The 19,922-nt window shown below is 76.1% G+C and carries 17 protein-coding genes; 5 read left to right on the top strand and 12 right to left on the bottom strand.

Annotated features, from left to right (window positions below):
• The first annotated feature begins 50 nt into the window (after window positions 1-50).
• Both E4U92_RS15545 and E4U92_RS15540 read left to right on the top strand, forming a co-directional pair.
• On the top strand, window positions 51-527 hold the full coding sequence (locus E4U92_RS15545; protein ID WP_137300960.1) for a hypothetical protein: 477 nt from the start codon (window positions 51-53) through the stop codon (window positions 525-527).
• 346 nt (window positions 528-873) lie between these two features.
• Window positions 874-2,082: a hypothetical protein gene (locus E4U92_RS15540; RefSeq protein ID WP_137300959.1), complete on the top strand. Its 1,209-nt coding sequence runs from the start codon at window positions 874-876 to the stop codon at window positions 2,080-2,082.
• A gap of 26 nt (window positions 2,083-2,108) precedes the next feature.
• Here E4U92_RS15540 and E4U92_RS15535 read toward each other — a convergent pair whose 3' ends face one another.
• Window positions 2,109-2,795 carry a maleylpyruvate isomerase N-terminal domain-containing protein gene (locus tag E4U92_RS15535; RefSeq protein ID WP_137300958.1) on the bottom strand — a complete coding sequence of 229 codons (687 nt, stop codon included), beginning with the start codon at window positions 2,793-2,795 and terminating at the stop codon, window positions 2,109-2,111.
• 157 nt (window positions 2,796-2,952) lie between these two features.
• Window positions 2,953-4,038 carry a hypothetical protein gene (locus E4U92_RS15530; RefSeq protein WP_229862055.1) on the bottom strand — a complete coding sequence of 362 codons (1,086 nt, stop codon included), beginning with the start codon at window positions 4,036-4,038 and terminating at the stop codon, window positions 2,953-2,955.
• Between the two features lie 300 nt (window positions 4,039-4,338).
• Here E4U92_RS15530 and E4U92_RS15525 point away from each other — a divergent pair, with 300 nt between their 5' ends.
• The 3 genes from E4U92_RS15525 to tgmB all read left to right on the top strand — a co-directional run bounded on the left by E4U92_RS15525 (window position 4,339) and on the right by tgmB (window position 6,070).
• On the top strand, window positions 4,339-4,680 hold the full coding sequence (locus tag E4U92_RS15525; RefSeq protein WP_137300957.1) for a DUF1232 domain-containing protein: 342 nt from the start codon (window positions 4,339-4,341) through the stop codon (window positions 4,678-4,680).
• Window positions 4,681-4,872: 192 nt separating this feature from the next.
• Window positions 4,873-5,064, top strand: coding sequence for a putative ATP-grasp-modified RiPP (tgmA, locus tag E4U92_RS15520; RefSeq protein ID WP_137300956.1), 192 nt, complete (start codon window positions 4,873-4,875; stop codon window positions 5,062-5,064).
• 16 nt (window positions 5,065-5,080) lie between these two features.
• Window positions 5,081-6,070, top strand: a complete 990-nt coding sequence (tgmB, locus tag E4U92_RS15515; RefSeq protein WP_137300955.1) for an ATP-grasp ribosomal peptide maturase — start codon at window positions 5,081-5,083, stop codon at window positions 6,068-6,070.
• A 75-nt stretch (window positions 6,071-6,145) separates the two neighbouring features.
• Here the strand turns inward: tgmB and E4U92_RS15510 are convergent, their stop codons facing one another.
• The 10 genes from E4U92_RS15510 to bdeA all read right to left on the bottom strand — a co-directional run bounded on the left by E4U92_RS15510 (window position 6,146) and on the right by bdeA (window position 19,784).
• Entirely contained in the window at window positions 6,146-7,918 is a 1,773-nt protein-coding gene (locus E4U92_RS15510; RefSeq protein WP_137300954.1) for an ABC transporter ATP-binding protein, read from the bottom strand.
• Window positions 7,919-8,017: 99 nt separating this feature from the next.
• A complete protein-coding gene (locus tag E4U92_RS15505) occupies window positions 8,018-8,875 on the bottom strand; it encodes an aldo/keto reductase (protein ID WP_137300953.1) in 858 nt (285 codons plus the stop codon).
• A 236-nt stretch (window positions 8,876-9,111) separates the two neighbouring features.
• Window positions 9,112-10,377 (bottom strand): ABC transporter substrate-binding protein, encoded by a 1,266-nt coding sequence (locus E4U92_RS15500; RefSeq protein WP_137300952.1) that lies wholly within the window; start codon window positions 10,375-10,377, stop codon window positions 9,112-9,114.
• Window positions 10,374-11,513 carry a branched-chain amino acid ABC transporter permease gene (locus tag E4U92_RS15495; protein WP_137300951.1) on the bottom strand — a complete coding sequence of 380 codons (1,140 nt, stop codon included), beginning with the start codon at window positions 11,511-11,513 and terminating at the stop codon, window positions 10,374-10,376. Before E4U92_RS15495 ends, E4U92_RS15500 begins: the two co-directional genes overlap by 4 nt.
• Window positions 11,506-12,402 carry a branched-chain amino acid ABC transporter permease gene (locus E4U92_RS15490; protein WP_137300950.1) on the bottom strand — a complete coding sequence of 299 codons (897 nt, stop codon included), beginning with the start codon at window positions 12,400-12,402 and terminating at the stop codon, window positions 11,506-11,508. Before E4U92_RS15490 ends, E4U92_RS15495 begins: the two co-directional genes overlap by 8 nt.
• Window positions 12,399-13,202 carry an ABC transporter ATP-binding protein gene (locus E4U92_RS15485; protein ID WP_137300949.1) on the bottom strand — a complete coding sequence of 268 codons (804 nt, stop codon included), beginning with the start codon at window positions 13,200-13,202 and terminating at the stop codon, window positions 12,399-12,401. Before E4U92_RS15485 ends, E4U92_RS15490 begins: the two co-directional genes overlap by 4 nt.
• Window positions 13,199-14,068, bottom strand: a complete 870-nt coding sequence (locus E4U92_RS15480; RefSeq protein WP_137300948.1) for an ABC transporter ATP-binding protein — start codon at window positions 14,066-14,068, stop codon at window positions 13,199-13,201. Before E4U92_RS15480 ends, E4U92_RS15485 begins: the two co-directional genes overlap by 4 nt.
• A 296-nt stretch (window positions 14,069-14,364) precedes the next feature.
• Window positions 14,365-15,639 carry a PucR family transcriptional regulator gene (locus E4U92_RS15475; protein ID WP_137300947.1) on the bottom strand — a complete coding sequence of 425 codons (1,275 nt, stop codon included), beginning with the start codon at window positions 15,637-15,639 and terminating at the stop codon, window positions 14,365-14,367.
• A gap of 67 nt (window positions 15,640-15,706) precedes the next feature.
• Window positions 15,707-18,622 (bottom strand): helix-turn-helix transcriptional regulator, encoded by a 2,916-nt coding sequence (locus tag E4U92_RS15470; protein WP_137300946.1) that lies wholly within the window; start codon window positions 18,620-18,622, stop codon window positions 15,707-15,709.
• 223 nt (window positions 18,623-18,845) lie between these two features.
• The gene (bdeA, locus tag E4U92_RS15465; RefSeq protein ID WP_137300945.1) at window positions 18,846-19,784 is read right to left on the bottom strand and encodes a bis(hydroxyethyl) terephthalate hydrolase; all 939 of its coding nucleotides are present in this window, start codon (window positions 19,782-19,784) and stop codon (window positions 18,846-18,848) included.
• Window positions 19,785-19,922: the final 138 nt, after the last annotated feature.

Below are 19,922 nucleotides of genomic sequence, written 5' to 3'. Positions count from 1 at the left end.
CGGGGCACCGCGACCGGAGCGCCTCCGTCAGCTGCTCCTCGGGCTGCCGCATGCCCGCCCGTTCGCGGGACGTCGCCGCCCTGCGCCGCTTCGCCGAAGCCCATGCCGCCGCGCACGCCCGGGCGGCCACCGTCCGCCCCGACGCGTCCTGCGGCTGCCGGCAGTACAAGTGCTCCGCGCACGAGGGGGCCCGCGTCACCTGCGCGGGCTCGGTGGTGCTGGTCCTGCGGCACGACCCCGCCGTGGGCCAGGTGTGGACGCTCACCGAGGTCTGCTCCGCGTGCGCCCCGCTGATGACCCACACGCGCGTGGTCGGCCACGCCACCCCGCGCGCCCGGCAGACACCGGAGGCGTCCCTCCCCCACGAGGCCCCGCAGCCGGTCGTCGAACACCCCGCCGGTGTGCCCCAGGGCGTGGCGGCGGGCGCGGAGGCCCGGGCGGTACCCGGGGGGTTCAGCGCACCGGCCGCCTTCCCCGCCGAGGGTGTGCGGCGGGGCGGCGGGCCGGGCCGTCCCCGCGGCCGGTGACGCAGGGGGCCGTCCCGCACGGCCCCGGACCGGCCGTGCGGGCGAGCGGGCAGGACCCGCCCCGACGCGGATGGATGGGCGGGCCCTGTCCGTCCGGACGATTGTGGTGAGCGCGCGCCACCGTGGACACGGGTGCGCGCGCCCCGGCTGGTGTGCGCCGCACGCGCCCCGCACGCGTCACGCGCACCCCGTGTGTGCGGGGCGCCGTCGCCACCGCCCCCGTCCCCCCTGTCCACGGGGAGCCGTGGCCACCGCTCTGACCGGGACGGCCCCCCACGTGATCGAGTACGCGTGACCAAGAGCAATACTGGAACGCGCACGCCGCCCCCTTTTCCCAGATGGACTCATGCCGACCTCTTCCACCGCCCGTCCCGCGACGCCCTCCACGGTGTGGCTGGCGCGGGGCCGCCACACCGGATCCGCCCCGGCGCAGGAGCTCCTGGAGAACCTCCGGCGCCTGAAGGACGAGGGCGCCCTCCAGGACTTCATGGAGCTGTCCGAGGACGAGCGCGCACCCGACCTACGGGTGTTCGAGGCGCGCTGGCTCGTCCCCGACGGGGTGACCGTGCGCGCCCGGCTCGAACTGGCCGGGGCCGCGGGACGCGCGCCGGGCCACACCTGGACCCTGGTCGCCGAGGCCGAGGGACCCTGGGGCCGGCGGTGGCCCTCCCCCGCCACCCGGTTCTGGCCCGCCGGGACGGGCGCCGGCGCGGACGGTGACTGGGACCACGCGCCCGGCCCCGGGCTGCGGTTCCGGCACGTCAACCCGCTGCCCGACGACGACAAGGAGCTGCGCCGGGTCCTCAGGGGCGCGCTGCGCGACGACTGGAACGTCCACCTCGTCGTGCACGAGGCGATGACCCCGGACGCGCGGGGCCGCAAGCCCCTCGTCCGGTTCCTGCCGCCCGGTCTGCGCGACCGCGTCGTGGAGCACCGCGCCGCGCCGCACCAGCTCCGCGCGGTCAACTGGGCGCTGCGCGACTCCGGTGCGGAGGTGCCGCGCGGCGGCGCCGTCGTGCTGCCCGGTCCGGCCGGCGCGGTGGCCGCCGGCGCCGCCGACTTCGCCGTACGGACCGTGTTCCTCGACGGGTCGGAGCCGACGGAGCTGGTGGAGGTGGTCAGCCGGTTCGCGGCCGCGGTGAAGCCGCTGCCCGAGGGCGCCGAGGAGGTGCTGACCGCGCTGCGCGAGGAGTGGCACCTGCTGACGCTGGAGGAGGAGCTGGCCCGGCAGCGGCAGTTGGTGGCCCGTTACGCCGAGGCGCTGGAGGCCATGACGCGGTCCCGCGACCTGTACCGGGAGGCCGCCGAGCAGGCCCACGAGGCGCTCGCGGTGTACCGGGAGCACGCCGAGATCCCCCTGGTGCAGCCGCGCGGCGAGGAACCGCAGCCGGCCGTGCGCTCCGGCGGCTCACCCTTCCAGCAGCTCACCCGCACCCTGGAGCGCCTCAGGGACAGCGCCAGGTCCCTGCGGCCCGCCCCGGACGGGCCCGCCCCGACCGAGCCGCCCGGGACCCGGGCCGCCGAGGACCCGGAGCCGTCGGCGCAGCAGCGCTAGGGGGTGTCTCGTCGATCAGGCCGGGCTCAGGAGAACAACGGGAAGCGGTCCGCGTCGGCGCCCAGGGCGGTCCGTTCGCCCTGCGTCAGCGCGGCCCGGCCGGTGCCCACGCGCGCGTAGTGCTCGTCCGTCCACTCCACGGGCGCGGGCCGGCCGAGCAGTCCGTCCAGGGTGGCGCGTACCGCCGCCAGGGCGGCCGGGGCCGGGCGGGGCGCGTCCGGCAGGCACTCCACCAGGTCGAGGTGGTGCACGGCGGCCTCGACGGCGAGCGTCGCCATCAGGTCGCCCACGGTCAGCACGTGCCCCTGGGTGGCCACGTGCCGGTCGGCGGGCGTGGACCCGGTGGCCCGTACGGTGGCCGCGGCGGTCTCCAGGTACAGCGCGCGCAACTGGCGGAAGTCCGGGAACATGCTCGCGGCGACCCGGTCGAAGCGGCGCCCGTTCGCCGCGCCGACCGGATCGTGGCCCCAGTCCCGCCAGTACGTCACGGCATCCCGGTCGGGAGGCCCCTCGGCGGGGGTGTGCAGGGCGACGAGAGCGCGCTGGGCGTCGCCGACGCAGTGGAAGACCAGGTCGCGCACGGCCCAGCCCGTGCAGCCGGTCGGCAGCCAGGACTCCTCGTCACCGAGCGCCCCGACGACGGCCGCGAAGCCCTGGTAGGCGGCACGCAGGGCCCCTGCGGCACCGGAGCGGGGGTGCGGGAGCGTGGTCATGGCGGCCAGCGTAGACCGGGGCCGGGGCGGACGGGCGGGTCGGGGGCGGCGGGCGACGCCCGCTGAATCCGGCGGACCCGCGCAGCCGGCGCCACGGCCTGGCGAACCCGGACGGCCCCCGCCGGCAGGGCGGGGGCCGTCCTTCGTTCCCGAGGGGTCAGCGCGTCTCCGCGGGCAGGTCGGCGCGGACCGGCACGGCGCGCGGTGCGGGCTGCTGGAAGGCCAGCAGCAGGGCCGACAGCGCGGCCAGCGCCGCGCACACGGCGACCGCGCCGGCCAGCCAGGGCGGAGCGGCGGTGACCCGTACCACGTCGGACAGGGCCGACGGGCCGAGCCGGTCGACGAGGAGCTCCCCGACGGCCAGGGTCGCGGCCACCACCACCGCGGCGGAGAGGACCGCGAGGGCGGGCCAGACCAGCAGGACCATGGCCAGCATCCCGCACAGCACCGAGGCGCCCAGCGCGATGCCGTACGCCTGGCCGGTCGCGCCGACCGCGTGCAGCGGCAGGAACGCGGCGCAGCACAGCACGAGCAGGGCGCCGGCGAGCCGGCCGGGCCACAGCGAGGTCTCCTCGGCGCGCCGGACGGGCCTCGGGGCCGCCGCCGTGCGTTCCCGGCGCGGGCGGAGCTGCGGCGGGTGCGGTGCGTCGGCGTGCTCGGCGGGGAACAGGTCGTCGTCCTCGGGTGCCGGGAACGGCCCGACGGTCCGCTGCGGAGCCGCCGGACGGCTCAGCCGGCCGATCAGGTCGACGAGTTCCCCGAGCGGTCGGCGGGTGGCCGCCGCCCGGACGGCCTCCTGCTCGCAGTGGGGCTCCAGGGCGGCCTGGCGCAGCAGTTCCATCAGCCGGGTGACGTCCTCGACCGGGCGGCGCTCGGCCGCGGCGCGGATCACCTCGTCGGCGCCGTCGGCCGGCCGGGGCGGCTGTGTGAGAAGGGTCACGAGCCGGGCGACGTCGTCCACGGAGCGGTCCACCCCGGCGGCGCGCAGGGCGTCGCCCACGGCCCCGGCGTGCTCCGGGGACTGTTCGAGCAGGGTGATGAGTTCGGCGACCTCCTCCAGCGGCCGGTCCACGACAGCGGCCCGGACCAGCCCGTCGACCGTGTCGGCGCCCGCCAGGTCGAGGGGCGCGCGCACGGCGTCGGCGGCCCCGGGGCCGTCGGACGCGGACGCGGGGAAGGGGGACACCTCGCTCGGAGGTATGGCCGTGGGATACGGAGGGACGGACGGTGAGCGGGTGGTCATGGTGGCTCCATGGGAGGTTGCGGTCGGTCCTGCGCCCCCGATGTGCGGTACGCGACTACGCCTGCCATGGGACGTCCCCCTACGACGTCGCGCCACTCGGGTGCGCCACAAGGATGAGAGGGGTCCGCGGCCATGCTTCACCACCCGTCAGGAAGGGCTCCCACAACCTCCGCAGGGGTGGAGTACGGCGGGCCCGTGCCATAGGGGCGCGGTGGGCGGGTACTTCCTCAGTGGGGCCCGCGACGGGCGGTGCCCACGAGGGGCCGCCGCCGGCGGCACCCGGACTGGGGGGAGGGTCCCGTGGACACGACCACCACCGTGCTCGTCATCGCCGCGCTCCTCGCGGCCGTCGTGCTCGCCGTCGCGGTCGGGCTGGCCGTACGGCTGGTGCGCACCCGGCGCGACCTGCGCCGGGCCGGACTTCCGACCGGGCGTCGCTGGGTGTTCTGGGGCGCGCTCCTGTATCTCGTGCTGCCGACCGACCTGGTGCCCGACCCCGTCTACCTGGACGACATCGGGGTGCTGCTGCTCGCCCTGCGCAGTCTGCGCGCCCCGCACACCCCCCTTGCCGAACCGGAGCCCGAGCGGCCCCGGACGGTGCGTGCCACCGCGTCCGGCCACCGGCCGGACCGCTCCCTCTGACGTCGAGTCAACCTCCGCGCCCCGTTCCGCCGTCTCAGGACCGGGGCGCCGAACGCGTCGTGATTACTCAGTGTAAGGAAACCAATCACCCGTTCGATTCGTATAAGTAAGAGGAAGCCCAGAAGATCAGCGGGCGAAGCGGCGACACGGCAACGACGGCTCGGTCGGCGCAGCACCGAAAAGGGAGAGACGATGCAACCGTTCGCGCTCAACTACGCACGCCCGGCGGCGGAGTTGGAGGTCACCATTCCGTACGCCTACGACTCCGGTCTGCAGTTGAACGTACTCCTGGACGGCCGGATCGCAGCCAAGGACCACGCCCTGCTCCGGGAGCTGGGGACCACCACCTCCACGGCGGGTTCGAAGACCCACTTCGACGACTGAACGCGGCCCGGCGTCGATGACGGTGCTGATCCTGACCAGTGAAGAGGACGTGACGGCGGACATGGTGGTGGTCCACCTGAACGCGTCCGGGATTCCCGTGGTCCGGCTGGACCCCGCCGACCTGACCGGCGGGGTCGCCCTCTCGGGCGAGTACGTGCACGGGTCGTTCCGCGGGCACCTGTGGGCCGGGGGGCGGCTGGTCGGCATGGAGGGGCTGCGGTCGGTGTGGGTGCGCCGGCCCGGCGTCCCCGCGTCGCGGGTGCCCGAGCCCTCCGACTGGCTGAGCGAGGAGTCCTCACAGGCCCTGTACGGCATGCTGCGCGGGACCGACGCGCGCTGGATGAACCACCCGGACGCGTCCCACCGCGCCCGGCACAAGCCGTGGCAGCTACGGCTGGCGCAGCGCTGCGGGCTGCCCGTGCCGGCCACGCTCATCACGACGTTCCCGCAGGCGGCGCGGGAGTTCGCCGCGCGGTTCCCGGACCTGGTGGTCAAGCCGGTGTCGGGGGCGCACCCGCAGGAGCCGCCGCGGGCGGTGCCGACCAGCCGGGTGGCGCCGGACACGGACTTCACGGCGGTGGCGTTCGGGCCGACCCTGCTGCAGCGGCGGGTCGCCAAGCGGGCCGACATCCGGTTGACCGCGGTCGGCGACCGGCTGCTGGCGGCGCGCAAGGCGACGCCCCCGGACGCCGACCCGGACGAGGTCGACGTGCGGTTCGCCTCGGCGGCGACGCCCTGGACGCCGGTGGAGGTGCCCCCGCGGGTCGCCGACGGGGTGCGGGACTACCTGCGGCAGGCGGAACTGGCGTACGGGGCCTTCGATTTCGCGGAGGACGGGGACGGCACCTGGTGGTTCCTGGAGTGCAACCAGTCGGGCCAGTTCGGCTTCGTGGAGGTCGAGACGGGCCAGCCGATCGCCCGCACGATCGCCGAGTGGCTGGCGGGCCCGGACCCGGAGACGGGAACGCCCTGCGGGGGCGGCACCAACGGCGCGCTCTACCGCTGAGGGACGCGGGGGCCCGAGCGGCCGGCCCCCTCCCCCGCCGCCCCGGGCCCTGCCCGGCCCCAGCCCCCTGCCGTCTCAGGCGACCTGCCCGCCGTGCAGCGCCGCGTAGGCCCCGTCCCGGCGCAGCAGGTCCTCGTGGGTGCCGATCTCCCGGATGCGGCCGTCGTCCATGACGACGATGCGGTCGGCGCCGCGCACCGTGGACAGCCGGTGGGCCACGACGAACGTGGTGCGCCCCCGCAGCAGCCGGGCGAGGGCCTCCTGGACGAGCGCCTCCGAGCGGGTGTCCAGCGCGCTGGTCGCCTCGTCGAGCACGAGGACCCGGGGGTCGCGGATCAACGCGCGGGCGATGGCCAGGCGTTGGCGCTGGCCACCGGACAGGCGCGCGCCGCGGTCCCCGACCAGGGTGTCCAGGCCCTGCGGCAACCGGTCGACGAACTCCAGGGCGTTGGCGTCGCGCAGCGCGGCGCGCACCGCCTCCTCGTCGGCCTCGTCCTCCATGCCGTAGGCGACGTTCTCGCGGATCGTGCCGTCGAACAGGATCGACTCCTGCGGGACGACCGAGACGAACCGCCGGTAGGTGCGCAGGTCCAGGCCGCTCATGTCGGTGCCGTCCAGGAGCAGCCGCCCGGAGGTCGGCCGGATGAAGCCGATGACGAGGTTGAGCACGGTGGACTTGCCGGCGCCGGACGCGCCGACCAGCGCGACCGTCTCGCCGGGGGCGACCTCCAGGGTGAAGTCCTGCACGGCCGGGCGGCCGTCGTCCTCGTAGGCGTGGCCGACGCGGTCGAAGGCGACGGCGCCGCGTACGGCGGTGACCTGCGTCTTGCCCTCGTTGTCCTCGAGTTCGGGTGCCTGGAGCACCTCGCCCACCGAACTCACCGACTCCAGGCCCTTGGTGATGACCGGGGCCAGACCGGTCAGCGTGGTGGTGGAGTTGGTGAGCGTGGTCAGGAAGGCGCTGAGCATGACGACGTCGCCGGGGGTGACGCCCCACAGGCCGTAGTACGACACGAGCGCGGCCGCGGTGAGGACGGCGACGCCGACGACGTTGAGGACCACCCAGGCCAGCGAGCCGAAGCGGCCGTTGACCAGGTCCAGGCGCATCCCCGAGGTGAGCAGCCGGCTCAGGGTGCCGTCCATGCGGCGCAGCGCCTTGCCCTCCAGGCCGTGGGCGCGGGTGACGGGGATGAGCCGGGTCATCTCGGTGACGCGGGAGGAGAGGGTCTCCACCTCGTGCCGGAAGTGCTCGTTGTGGGCGCGCAGCCGGGACCTGAGGCGGGCCACCAGGAGGGTGGCGGCGGGCACCACGACGAGGAAGACGGGCACGAACTCCGGGGTGCGCACGGCGATGATGACGAGCCCGCCGATCAGCACGGTGACGGCGCCGAGTCCCTGCTCGGCGGTCTGCTGCACCATCTGCTCGACGGTCTCGACGTCCCGGACGACCTTGGCCTGCAGGACGCCGGCGCTGACCCGGGAGTGGTAGCCGATGGACAGTTGCTGCATGCGGGTGCACAGCGCGGAGCGCAGCGTGGTGCCCATGCGGCGGACGCTGCCGTACAGCAGGCGCACGTACAGCACGTGCAGCGGGTAGTTGACGAGAAGGATCACCATGATGACGCCGGTGGCCGTCCACAGCCGGGAGACCGGCTGGTGCTGGACGACGGTGTCGATGATGGAGGCGGTGATCAGCGGCAGCAGCCAGATCGGGCTGTGCTTGACGGTGAACACGACGACCGCCGCGGCGAGGCGGCGGCGGTCGGCGCGCAGCAGGTAGGCGAGTGTGCGGACCGGGTGTTCGCCCCGGTAGCGGTGGTCGAGCGGGCCGGCCGGCGTCGACGCCATGAGTGGTGGTCCCTCCCCGGGTGCCAGGTGTCGGCAAGCACTTCCCCCACCGCCGGGGCTCGCCGTACACCTGGCGGGGACGGTCCCTCGCGCGGGCTGTCAGACGGCGTCCAGCTCCGCCAGTTCCTCGGCGCTGAGCCGCAGTTCGGGCGCGGTCGCCGAGTCGCGGATCGTCTCGGGCCGGCTCGCGCCCGGGATGGGCACGACCACCGGTGACTTGGCGAGCATCCAGGCCAGGCAGACCCGCTGCGGGCTCACCCCGTGGGCCTCGGCGATCCGGGCGAACGGCGCGTAGGCCGAGCCGAGTTCGGCGGCGCGGGAGATGCCGCCGAGCGGGCTCCAGGGCAGGAAGGCGATGCCCAGCTCGTCGCACAGGCGCAGCTCCGGCTCGCTGGAGCGGAAGGCCGGGGAGAACTGGTTCTGCACGGAGACCAGCCGGCCGCCGAGGATGTCGTTCGCCTCGCGGATCTGCTCGGGGTTCGCGTTGGAGACGCCGGCCATGCGGATCTTGCCCTCGTCGAGCAGGTCCCGCAGCGCGCCGACGGACTCGGCGTAGGGCACCCGGGGGTCGGGGCGGTGGAACTGGTAGAGGCCGATGGCCTCCACGCCCAGCCGCTTCAGGGACTCCTCGCAGGCCCGCTTGAGGTGGGCGGGGCTGCCGTCGAGGGTCCAGCTCCCGTCGCCGGGGCGCAGGTGGCCGCCCTTGGTGGCGACCAGGACGTCGCGGCCCCGGTCGTGCCCGGCGAGGGCCTTGGCGATCAGGGTCTCGTTGTGGCCGACCTCCCCCGCGTCGCGGTGGTAGGCGTCGGCGGTGTCGATGAATGTCACTCCGGCGTCCAGCGCGGCGTGGAGGGTGGCGAGGGAGCGCTCCTCGTCCGGCCGTCCCTCGATCGACATGGGCATTCCGCCCAGTCCGATCGCGCTGACCTCCACGTCACCGATGCGGCGGGTGTGCATGGGCTGTCGACCCCTCTCGGCTCTTTCGGCTGTCGCTCGGACACGGTGAGTACCCCGCGCCCCGTGGGCGTCGCGGGACACCGGACCGCACTCCAGCCTCTCGCCGTGCCGCGCACAGGTCCAATGGAGGAATCCGAACGCATTCAGCACGCGCACTGCTGAATCCCGGCCCGTGTGAGGGACACGGGCCGGGACACCCCCCTGCTCGGTCGGCGCTCCAGGGGGACGGGGTGGTCTCAGCGGCTCGCCAGGTACTCCTGCGCCCCGGGCACCTCGTGCGCCAGCTCGGCCTCGACGAGGCCGCCGACCGCCCCGGCGTCCGGCTTGAGCACGTACGTCTTCAGGCTCGCGGGCCGGTCGACGTCGGAGAAGTCCTGCGGGGTGCCGAGGCCGGTGTCGGCGTTCTTCTGCGACCGGTGCGCCTTGACCACGTCCTCACGGGCCAGGCTGCCCGCCGCGCACGCCTTCTTGAGGTCGGCGCCCAGCAGTTCGGCGGCGTTGTACCCGGACAGCACACCCGAGTCGACCAGCGCTCCCGGGTACTTCTTCTGGTACGCGGCGACCATGCGGCGCACCCCGGGCAGGTCCGAGCTGACGGCGGGCGCGGCGCTCACCACGTTCAGCAGGCCCGCCAGCGCGGGCGCGGCCGGGGTCTTCATGAGCTGCGGGGCGAAGCCGGGGGCGCTGCTGACCACGGGCACCTTCAGGCCCTTGGACGCGGCGACGCCGACCAGGGACGCGGTCTGCGCGGGACCGGCGCTGATCAGCACGGCCTTCACGCCCGCCGCGCGCAGCGCGGAGACCTGCGCGGACAGGTCGGTGTCGGTCGCCTTGATCTTCTGTCCGACCACCTTCAGGCCCGCCTTGCGCGCGGCCCAGGTGGAGCCCTCCAGGGCGTTGGAGCCGTAGTCGCCCTCGAAGTAGACGTGGCCGATGCTGTCGCCCTTCTTCAGGCCCTTGGTGCGGGTGAGGAAGTCGACGGCGGCGATCATGTCGACGTCGTACGTGGTGCCCAGCACCTGCACGGACGAGTGGCCGAGCAGGGAGGCGGCCCAGGCCTGCGGGAAGGTGAGCAGGTGGTCGCGCTCGACGTCGTCGAGGAGGGCCGCGACCACCGGGGAGCCGATGACCTGCGGGAGCGCCACGACGTCCGGGGCGATGTCGGCGTACGCGGTGACCGCCTTCTGCACGTCGTAGCCGTGGTCCTTGACGACGATCTCGACCTTGCGGCCGCAGATCCCGCCGTCGGCGTTGGTCTGGTCGGCCCACATCTGCTGGGCCTGGACGATGCTCTTGCCGAGGGTGGCGTAGGGGCCGGTCAGGTCGGTGAGCGCGCCGAGCCGGACGGTCTTCGCGCTCACGCCGGGGCCGCCCTTGACGCCGTCGGCGCCGTCGGACGTGCCGCTGCCGTCCGCCTTGGAGCTGCATCCGGTGGCCGCGAGGAGCAGCGCCGTGAGGGCCGAGGCGAGGGCGAGGCCCGGGGTGCGGTGGGTGACGTTCACGGGGTGTGCTCCTTGGTTCGTACGGCGGAGGCGGACGGGGTGGGGGCCGGGGCGGGGCCGGGTGCGGCGGCGGACGGCGGCCGGCCGGGGCCCGTCCGGCGGCGCAGGCGGGCGCGCAGCCGGCGGACGAGGCCGTGCAGGCCGTCGGGGGCGAACAGGAGGATCACGACGATGGCCGCGCCGTAGAGGTAGCGGGCCGCCTCGGTCGGGCCGACCCCGCCGTCGGTCGTGCCCGGCGAGGCGACCAGGGGCAGTTGGTCGGCGTAGCGGGTCATCAGCAGGGGCAGCGCGGTGACGAACACGGCACCCGCGGTCGCGCCCGCGACCGAGCCGAGACCGCCGATGACGATCATCGCCAGGTAGTCCACGGAGAGCGTGAGGCCGAAGTAGTCCGGCACCACGCGGCGGAAGGCGAGCGCCAGGAACGCCCCGGCCAGGCCCGCGTACATGGACGACACGACGAACGCGGCCGAGCGGTAGCGGGCGACGTCGACGCCCATCACGGACGCGGCGGTCTCGCTGTCGCGCAGCGCGGTCAGGGCCCGGCCGGGGCGGCCGCGCAGCAGGCCGCGCGCGGTCCACCAGGTGAGCGCGAAGAGCGCCAGGCCCAGGTACCACAGGCGTTCCTCGGCGCCGAACGGCACGCCCAGGACGACGAGTTGCGGCTCCAGGTCGAACGCGAACGACCCGACGGTGAGCGGTGGCACGGAGCGGCCGTTGAAGCCGCCGGTCACGGAGTCCGCGGTGAGCAGGACGTGGTGGCCGAGGAAGACCAGCGCCAGGGTGGCGACGCCCAGGTAGATGCCCTTCACCCGCCCCGCGACGGGGCTGAACAGCCCGCCGGCCGCACCGGCCAGCAGCACCGCCAGCAGCAGCGCGAGCAGCGGCGGCAGCCCGAGGCCGGGGTCGCCCGCGAACCACGTGTAGCCGTAGGCGCCGACCGCGAGGAAGAAGGCGTGGCCGAGGGAGAGTTGGCCGGCCGTCCCGCACAGCAGGCCGAGGCCGACGGCGCCGATCGCGGCGGCCATCGAGAACAGGCCGATGCGCAGCCAGAACGCGTCGAGGTAGAACGGCAGGGCGACGAGCAGCAGGACCGGCGGCAGCAGCCGGACCGTCCTGCGGATCGGGTCAGACACGGACCGCTCCCTTCGCGCCGAACAGTCCGGTGGGCCGCACCAGCAGCACCGCGATCATCACGGCGTAGGGTGCGACGTCGCCGACGCCCTCGCCGAGGACGTGCAGGTCGGACTGGTAGCCCGCGACGAACGCCTCGGTCAGCCCGATGACGAGGCTGCCCGCGAGGGCGCCGGCCGGGGAGGCCATCCCGCCGAGGATCGCGGCGGGGAACGCCTTCAGGGCGATCTGCCCGGTGGTGCGCTCCAGGCCGGGCGCCGGGAACGCGGCGAGGAACACCGCGGCCAGCGCGGCGAGCGCGCCCGCCAGGCACCAGGCGAGCATCCGCACCCGGCTCAGCCGTACGCCCATCAGCGCCGCCGCCTCCGTGTCCTCGGCCGCCGCGCGCAGCGACAGGCCCCAGGGGGTGAACCGGAACAGGGCGAACACCGCCCCGATCACCACGGCGGAGACCGCGATCGCGGCGATCCGGCTGTCGGCGACGGTGACCGGGCCGATCTCGGTCACCGCGTCGCCCCAGGGGTCGCCGAGGGACAGCAGGTCGCCGCCGATGCGCCGGGACAGCTCGGTCACCAGCACGATGTCGACGCCGATGGTCACGATGGTCTGCACCGGGGCGGCCGCCGGGTCGGGGCCGCCGCGCTGCAGCAGCAGGCGGTCCACGGCGCCCGCCAGGAGTCCGGTGGCGAGGACGGCCACGGCGAGGGCGCCCGCGAAGCCGAGGTCGTCGTGCAGGACGGCGACCAGGTAGCCGCCGAGCAGCAGCAGCGAGCCCTGGGCGAAGTTCAGCACCCCGGACGCCTTGAAGATGACGACGAAGCCGAGGGCGACGAGCGCGTAGACCGCGCCGAGGGCGAGGCCGCTGAGGGTGTTGTCCAGGAATGCGGTCATGCCGCGTCCTCCTCGTCCGCGCCGGTGCCGAGGTAGGCGCGCAGCACCTCGGGGTGGCGGCGGACCTCGTCGGGGGTGCCGTGGGCGATCGGGCGGCCGAAGTCGAGGACGGTGACCTCGTCGGCGAGGCGCATCACCAGGCCCATGTCGTGCTCCACGAGGACCACGGACAGGCCCAGTTGCTCGCGCACGGTGCCCACGACCTCGGCGGTGCGCGCGCGTTCGGCGCCGTTCATGCCGGCCACCGGCTCGTCGAGCAGCAGTACGCGCGGCTCCAGGCAGAGGGCGCGGGCCAGTTCCACGCGCTTGCGGTCGCCGTACGACAGCAGCGCCACGGGCGCGTCGAAGTGCGCGCCGAGGCCGACGAGTTCGGCGATCTCGCGGGCGCGGGCCAGGTGCTCGCGCTGCTCGCGCCGCGCCCGGGGCAGGCCCAGGGCGCTGGCGGTGAAGCCGGCCCGCGACAGGGCGTGGCGGCCCAGCATGAGGTTGTCGGCGACCGTGCCCGCGGTCGTGACGATGTTCTGGAACGTGCGGGCCACGCCCAGCGCGGCGATGCGGTGGGGCGGGCGTCCGGTCAGCTCCGTGTCGCCGAGCAGGACCCGTCCCGCCGCGGGGCGGCACAGGCCGGACAGCACGTTGAAGCAGGTCGACTTGCCGGCGCCGTTGGGGCCGATGAGCGCGTGCACCGAGCCCGGGGCGACGGTGAAGGACACGGCGTCCAGCGCGGTCAGTCCGGCGAAGCGCACGGTGACGTCCCGCACGGCGAGGGCGGGCGGCGGTGCGGTGGTGCGGTCGTTCACGCGGCCCCCTGGTCGCGGGTGGGGTCGGTGGCCGGGCGGGTGGCTTCCGGGGCGGTGGTCGTCCCGTCCGCCGTCCCGACGGCCGTTCCGCCCGTCGTCTCCTCCGTCGTCTCGCCCAGGTACAGGCGGCGTACGGCGTCGGTGCGGGCGAGGTCGTCGGCGGACCCGGAGAGCCGGATCTCGCCGACCTCCAGGACGTGGGCGTCGTCGGCGAGGGAGAGGGCCATGCCGGCGTTCTGCTCGACCAGCAGCACAGCCGTGCCCTGGGCGTTGATCTCGCGGATCACCTCGGCGATCCGGTGCACCATGAGCGGGGCGAGGCCCAGCGAGGGCTCGTCGAGCAGCAGCAGGCGCGGCGCGGCCATCAGGGCCCGCCCGATGGCCAGCATCTGCTGCTCGCCCCCGGACAGCAGCCCGGCGGCCTGGCGGCCGCGTTCGGCGAGCACGGGGAACAGGCCGAACACGCGGTCACGCGCCTCGCGGACCTGGGCGGGTGCGCGCCGGCCGAGGCCGAGGCCGCCGCTGCGCAGGTTCTCCTCGACGCTGAGCCCCGCGAACACCCGGCGGCCCTCCGGGACCTGTACGACGCCCGCCCGGACGGCGGCCACCGGGTCGCGGCCGTCGAGCGGGGTGTCGCCGTAGCGGATGCGGCCGGCGGTGACCGTGCCGCGGTGCAGCCGCAGCGTGCCGGAGACGGCGCGCAGGAGGGTGGTCTTGCCCGCTCCGTTCGCACCGAGCAGGGTCACGATGCCGCCGTACGGGACGGTCAGGGACACGGAACGCAGGGCCGAGACGGCCTGTCCGTACATCACGTCGACGTCCTCGACGTGCAGTGCCGGCCGTTCCTGCGGTGGTGCTTGGGGCATCGCGGCTCCTCGGGTCCGTGCCGGTGCGGCACGGCGCTTCGGGGGAAGGGGTGCTCACGACAGCACGGCGGCGCGGGCGGCGACAGGCCGCGGGGCGGGATCGCTGCGCGGGCCCAGCGGCCGGCGGGGCGGGCTGTGCGGGTGCCCAGGGGGCGGGGGGCGGGGGCGGGGGCGGGCAGCGGAAGAGGGCCGAGGGGGCCGGTCGGCGCCCTCGGCCCAGGTCGGGCTCACGGGTGCGGGCGCCCCTGGGCACCCGCCGGTTCACCGGGTTCGGGCTGCCACCCGGACCCGTCGGCTCACCGGGTGCGCAGGCGGCGGGCCGTCAGGGCGAGGCTGATCTCGACCATGTCGGCGGGGCGGGTCAGGGAGCGGCCGGTGAGCTGCTCGTAGCGGCGCAGGCGGTTCAGGACGGTGTTGCGGTGGCAGTAGAGCCGTTCGCCGGCGCGCTGCGCGGAGCCGTCGCACTCCAGCCACGCCTGCAGCGTGTCGAGCAGCACCTCGGCGTCCGCGGGTTCGAGGGGCGCGAGCGGCCCGAGGACCCGGTCGGCGAGGGCCTGGCCGAGTTCGGGCGCCGTTATCACCAGGGCGGCGGGCAGGTGTTCGGTGAGGCGGACCGTGCCGCCGGACGGCGGGCACATCCGCAGCGCGGTGTCCGCGAGGCGGCGCGCGTCGCCGACGGCTGCGAGTCCCGCGACGGCCGTGCCGATGCCGACCCGCGCGCCCGGCACCGGGTCGTCGGCGCCGGGCAGGCAGCGCTCCGGGTCGTCGCCGTCGCCCAGCAGCACGATCCCGTGGTCCACGTCGGCTCCGGTGTGCCAGTGCACCCGGGCGTCCCGGGCGACCGCGGCCCGCGCGGCGGCGCCGTCCGCCGGGCCGGCCGCGGACACGGCGACCACGACGTACCGCCCCTGCTCGGGCAGTTCGAGCGCCTGGGCGGTCTCCGGCAGGTCGGCGATGCGGCTGCTGCCGTCGAGGAGCGCGCCGGCCAGCATCCGCAGCCGGTTCTCCCGCCGCCAGGCCAGCCGCCGCTCGGTCTGCCGGTAGGCGTCGGCCACGAGCGTGCAGTGCTCATCGACGAAGTTCCACACGTCGGCCGCCACGTGCACGAGGAGCCGTACGTCCTCCGGGGCGGTGCGGGAGGTCTCCTCGACCAGCGCCTGCCAGACCATCGAGCCGCCGAGCCGGAAGGCGTGCAGCAGCGCGTCCAGCGGAAGCCCCTGCTCGGCCCGGGTCGCGCCGATCTTCCACGAGCAGCGGCGGGCCGCCTCGCGGCTGGCGCGCGGGTCGAGCAGCGAGGCCACGCTGTGCCGCAGCGAGCGGTGCACCTCCTGCCAGGTGGCGCCGCTGTCGTGGTCGACGGTGGCCCGGTAGGCCGGCTCCTGCTCCTGCAGGACCAGCACCAGCCGGTCGGTGAGGTCGGCCAGGTCGTCCAGCAGGACGCGGGCTGCGCGGTGCAGGACGTCCAGGGCGTCGGCGTCGATCAGCGAGCGGCCCCGCCGCGTGCGCGGCCGCACGGCCGGCCCGAGCGGGGCGGGGCGCACGGCGGCGCGAGGCCGTACGGCGTACTGCATGGCTGTCCTCCCCGGGGATCGCCTGCGTCGTCCTGCCCCGCAGGATGACATACCGTCCGGTCGGTCCCTAGGGGTGTGCGGGGGTCTTTTCGGTCTGCTCGACCAGACGGGCCAGTTCGACGCGGGAGCGCACGCCCAGCGCGGCGAACACCTTCCGCAGGTGGTAGTCGACGGTACGGGTGCTCACGGTGAGGGCCTGGGCGATCTCCCGGTTGGTCGCCCCGGCGGCCACGTGGCGGACGATGCGCAATTGCTGCGGGGTCAGCGCGGACAGGTCCCCGGCGCGCGCGCCGCCGGCGGACGTCCCGTTGGCCCGCAGCTCCGCCCTGGTCTGCTCGGCCCAGGCCCGCGCGCCGCAGCGCTCGAAGCCGACGAGCGCCGCACCCAGGTGGTCCCGCGCCTCGCGCAGCCGGCGCCGACGACGCAGCCACTGCCCGTAGAGCAGCTCGGTCCGGGCCCGTTCGAAGTCGCCGCCCGCCGTCTCGTGCAGGGCGAGCGCGTCCTCGTACAGCCCGTCGGCCCGGTCGGGCGGGGCCAGCAGGGCGCGGCAGCGCAGGAGTTGGGCGGGGGCCTGCGGGTCGGCGCCGAACCGGGCCCATTCGGCGAACTCCTCCACGACCGGTCCCGCGCTGCCGCCCTGCCCGGCCCGTGCGGCCGCCTCCACGTAGCACGGCACCGCCAGCATCCACACCGCGAAGTGCCCGCGCCGGGGCCCCGGCCGCACCAGCGGGCCGAGCCGGTCGGCGGCCTCGGCGGGCCGGCCGTCGCCCAGGTCGGCGCGGGCCAGTGCCCACTCGGCCAGCGTGGCGGCCTGGGCGAGGCCGTGCCGCAGGGAGATCTCCTGCGCGTGGCGCACGTGCCGGGCCACCGCGTCGGCGTCGCCGTCGATCGACGCGGCCAGTGCCTGCGCGGCGTGGTGGTGGGCGGCCGTGTTGCGCTGCCCGGCCCGCAGCGCGGCCCGCAGCCCCTCCTCGGCGTGGGTGCGGGCCAGCCCGTGCCGTCCGGCGCGCAGTTCGGTGTACGCCAGGTACTCCAGCGCCGGGCCCAGCGCCGCCGCCTCGCCCTGCGTGCGCGCGGCGACCAGGGCCGCGGTGGCGGCCCCGCGGGCGCCCACGAGGTCACCCATGAGCAGCGCCGCGGCGGCGGCCCGCAGCAGCAGGTCCGCCCGGTCGCCGGGCGCCGCGCCGTCCACGACGCGCCGCAACGACCCCACGGCCACCCCGAACCGCCGCTCGAGCAGGGCGAGCATGCCCCGGCGGTGCTCGCGCAGGACGTCGTCGGCGCATGCGCCGGAAACGGCGGAGGCGGTGGAAGCCGCTGGGGCCGTGTTTCCGAGGGCGGGACGGGCGGGGGTGCCGGCGCCCTCGCGTGGGTGGAGCCGGGCCCGCGGCCCGCCCGGGTCGCCGGTGCCGCCCCCTCCGTCCCGCTGTCCCTCCGTCAGTGCCTCCAGGCACCCCGGTACGTCGCCCGCCGCCCAGGCCGCGTCGGCGGCGCCGAGGGCGGCGGCCAGGGCCGCGTCCGGGGCGTGCGCGGCCAGCAGGCTCTTGGCCAGCAGCAGGGTGGCCCGGGCCTCGTCGACCGGCCCGTCGCGCAACAGGGCCGCCCCGCGCAGGAGTTCCGCCCGGCCCCGCAGCTCGCTGTCCGGGGCGTCGGTGCGTACCGCGTCGAGGAGGCGCAGGGCCCGGTGGGGCTGTCCGGCGAGGAGGGCCTGACGTGCGGCGGCCAGGCGGTAGCGGGCCCGGTCGTGGCCGTCGCCGGTGAGGTCGGCGGCGCGGGCCAGCGCGGCGCACCGCAGCCGGGGCGACGCGGGGACGGCCGGGTCGGCTGCGGCGGCCGCCAGCCCGGCCGCGCGGGCGCCGGCAGCGGCCGGGCCGTCGGCCGTCGTGGTCGCGTCGGCAGGTGCCGCCCAGGCGTGGTGCAGCAGTCCGGGCAGGCCCGCTTCCTGGGCCGCGAGTGCCCGGTGCGCGGCCCGCCGCCCGCGCTCCCCCGCGCGCGCGTAGAGCGCCCTGCGCACCAGCGTGCTGCGGAACCGCAGCCGTCCGCCGCTCACGACCAGCAGGTCCGGGGGCGGATCGAGGCGGGCGGCGGGAGCGCCGCCGGTGAGCCGGGCGAGGGCCCGCCGCACGGGCGCCACGGCCGTGGAGCCGTCCTCCGCCTCGCGTACGGCGGCCGCGGCCGTGAGCAGCACCTCGTGCTCCTCGTCGGTGAGGGCGCCCAGGCGGTCGCCCACCAGCCCGGTGAGGATCTCGGCGTCGGCCAGGGGCCGGGGCAGCGGGGCGCGTCCGCGCACCTGGGCGGGCGTGAGCGAGCGGAGGAGGGCGAGCAGGAGGGCGGGGTTGCCCTCCGCCTCGGCCACGAGGCCGTCGCGGACGTCACGGTCGATGCCCCCGCCGGTCTCCGCGTCCAGCAGCGCGGCCGACGCGGCGGCCGTCAGCGGGTCGAGGCGCAGCCGCGGGACCCCGGCGAACTCCGGGTCGACCGGGCGGTGTCCGGGAACGGTGAGCAGCAGGCTGACGGCGCCGGCGGCGCGCGGGTCCCGGCCGAGGCGGCCGAGCGCGGACCGGGAGGCGGGGTCCCACAGGTGTGCGTCGTCGACGCACACCAGCAGTGGACCCCCGGCGGAGGCGGCGCACAGGGCGGACCGCAGGACGGTGTCGGCCGGTCGGCCGTCGAGCCCGGCCGGGGGTGGTGCGGCGGCCTCGTGCGCGTGCGGCGGGGCGAGCAGCCCCAGCAGGGCGCGCAGCCCGCCGTACGGCACGGTGGCGCAGGCCGGGTCGGCGCGGACGTGCGCCACGGGTCCGGCCGTGAAGGCGCGCGCGGCCCGGTCCAGGAACCGGCTGCGCCCGCACCCGGGTTCACCGGTCACGAGCCGCGCCTCCCCCTCGGCCACGGGCGGCCCGGCCGGCTGCGGGACGGCGGTCGGCCGGTCGCCGCGCACGACCGCCGGGGGAGCTGTGTGACGCACGGTCGTCTGTCCGGTCATCCCCGTGACGTTACGAGCGTGTGACGTGGACCGGAAGCCTTCCGTCCGTGCCGGTCGCCCGCGGGTCCCCGGCGCGAGCTGGGAGTTGGCGGGCCGCCCGGCTCACCGGACTGTGCCGTCGCCCAACGCCCGGCCCCCGCCGCGGTGCGCCGGCACAGGTCCGGGAACGGGGCGCGGCGGACGCGCCGGTCGCGCGTCCGCCGCTGTGCGGTGCCTGCCGGGGTCAGGAGGTGTGCGGGCAGTTGCCCCGGTACTCGTCGATGGTCAGGCTCGGCCTGGGCAGCGGGCAGAGGAACTGCTCGTAGCGGGTGTCGTTGTCGATGAAGCGCTTCAGCCAGGAAATGCTGTACTTCGCGATCGTCGTGTTCGACGAGTTGGGCGTGAAGTGCGTGGCGTTGTTCAGCTCCAGGTAGGCGCGGTCCAGCGAGGACGGCAGGGTGGAGTAGAACGGCTCGGCGTGACTGGCCACGGGGGCGATGGTGTCGCCGTCCGCGCCGAAGATCAGGGTGGGGGTGCTGATCTCGGGCCAGGTCTTGTCGAGGTTCCACGGGGTGAGCGGGATCGCCGCCTGCAGCGAGGGGCGCGACTTGGCCGCCTCGAGGCTGCCGCCGCCGCCCATCGAGTGGCCCATCACGCCGAGCCGGGAGCTGTCGATCCGGCCGCGCACGGAGCTGCGCCCGGTCAGGTAGTCCAGTGCGGCGAGGAGCTGCCGGCCGCGGGAGTCGGGCTGGTCGAGCGTGGTGAGGGTGTCGATGGTGAACACCACGAAGCCCTGCGAGGCCAGGCGCGGGCCCAGCCAGGCGATGGACGACTGGGTGCCGGTGTAGCCGGGCGAGACGGCCACGGCGCCGAACGTGCCGTCGCTGGTGCTGGTCGGGTAGTAGATCGTGCCGCCGCCGAAGCCGGTCACGGCGAGCGAGGACACCGAGGTCTCGGAGACGGCGTACGGGCCGCGCAGGGCCTCGATGCTGGACGTCGTCGGCGCCGGGCCGCGCTCGTAGGGGTTGTCCGCCGCGTGGGCGCCGGGCCCGCCGAGGAGGCTGAGGCCGACGGTGGCGGCGATCGCCACCGCCGCGCCGGCCAGACGCCGGGCCCCGCGCCGGGCCGGTCCGGAGGGGACCTGGGCGCGGTGGGGAGTGCCGGTGCGGGTGTGCTGCTGCACGGAGGGGGGTCCTCTCGGTCGTGGCGTGCCACCGGCCGTGCACGCCGGACGGGGTCCCGTGGGGCGGGCTCCCGCCGTCCGGCCGGCCGGCGGATCACCGCCGTTGGGATGGCCGTGCCACTGTGGGCCGCCGACGGG

The sequence above is a fragment of the Streptomyces galbus genome (assembly GCF_005280195.1).
Taxonomy (GTDB): Bacteria; Actinomycetota; Actinomycetes; order Streptomycetales; family Streptomycetaceae; genus Streptomyces; species Streptomyces galbus.
This window is presented reverse-complemented; position numbering and strand designations above follow the sequence as displayed.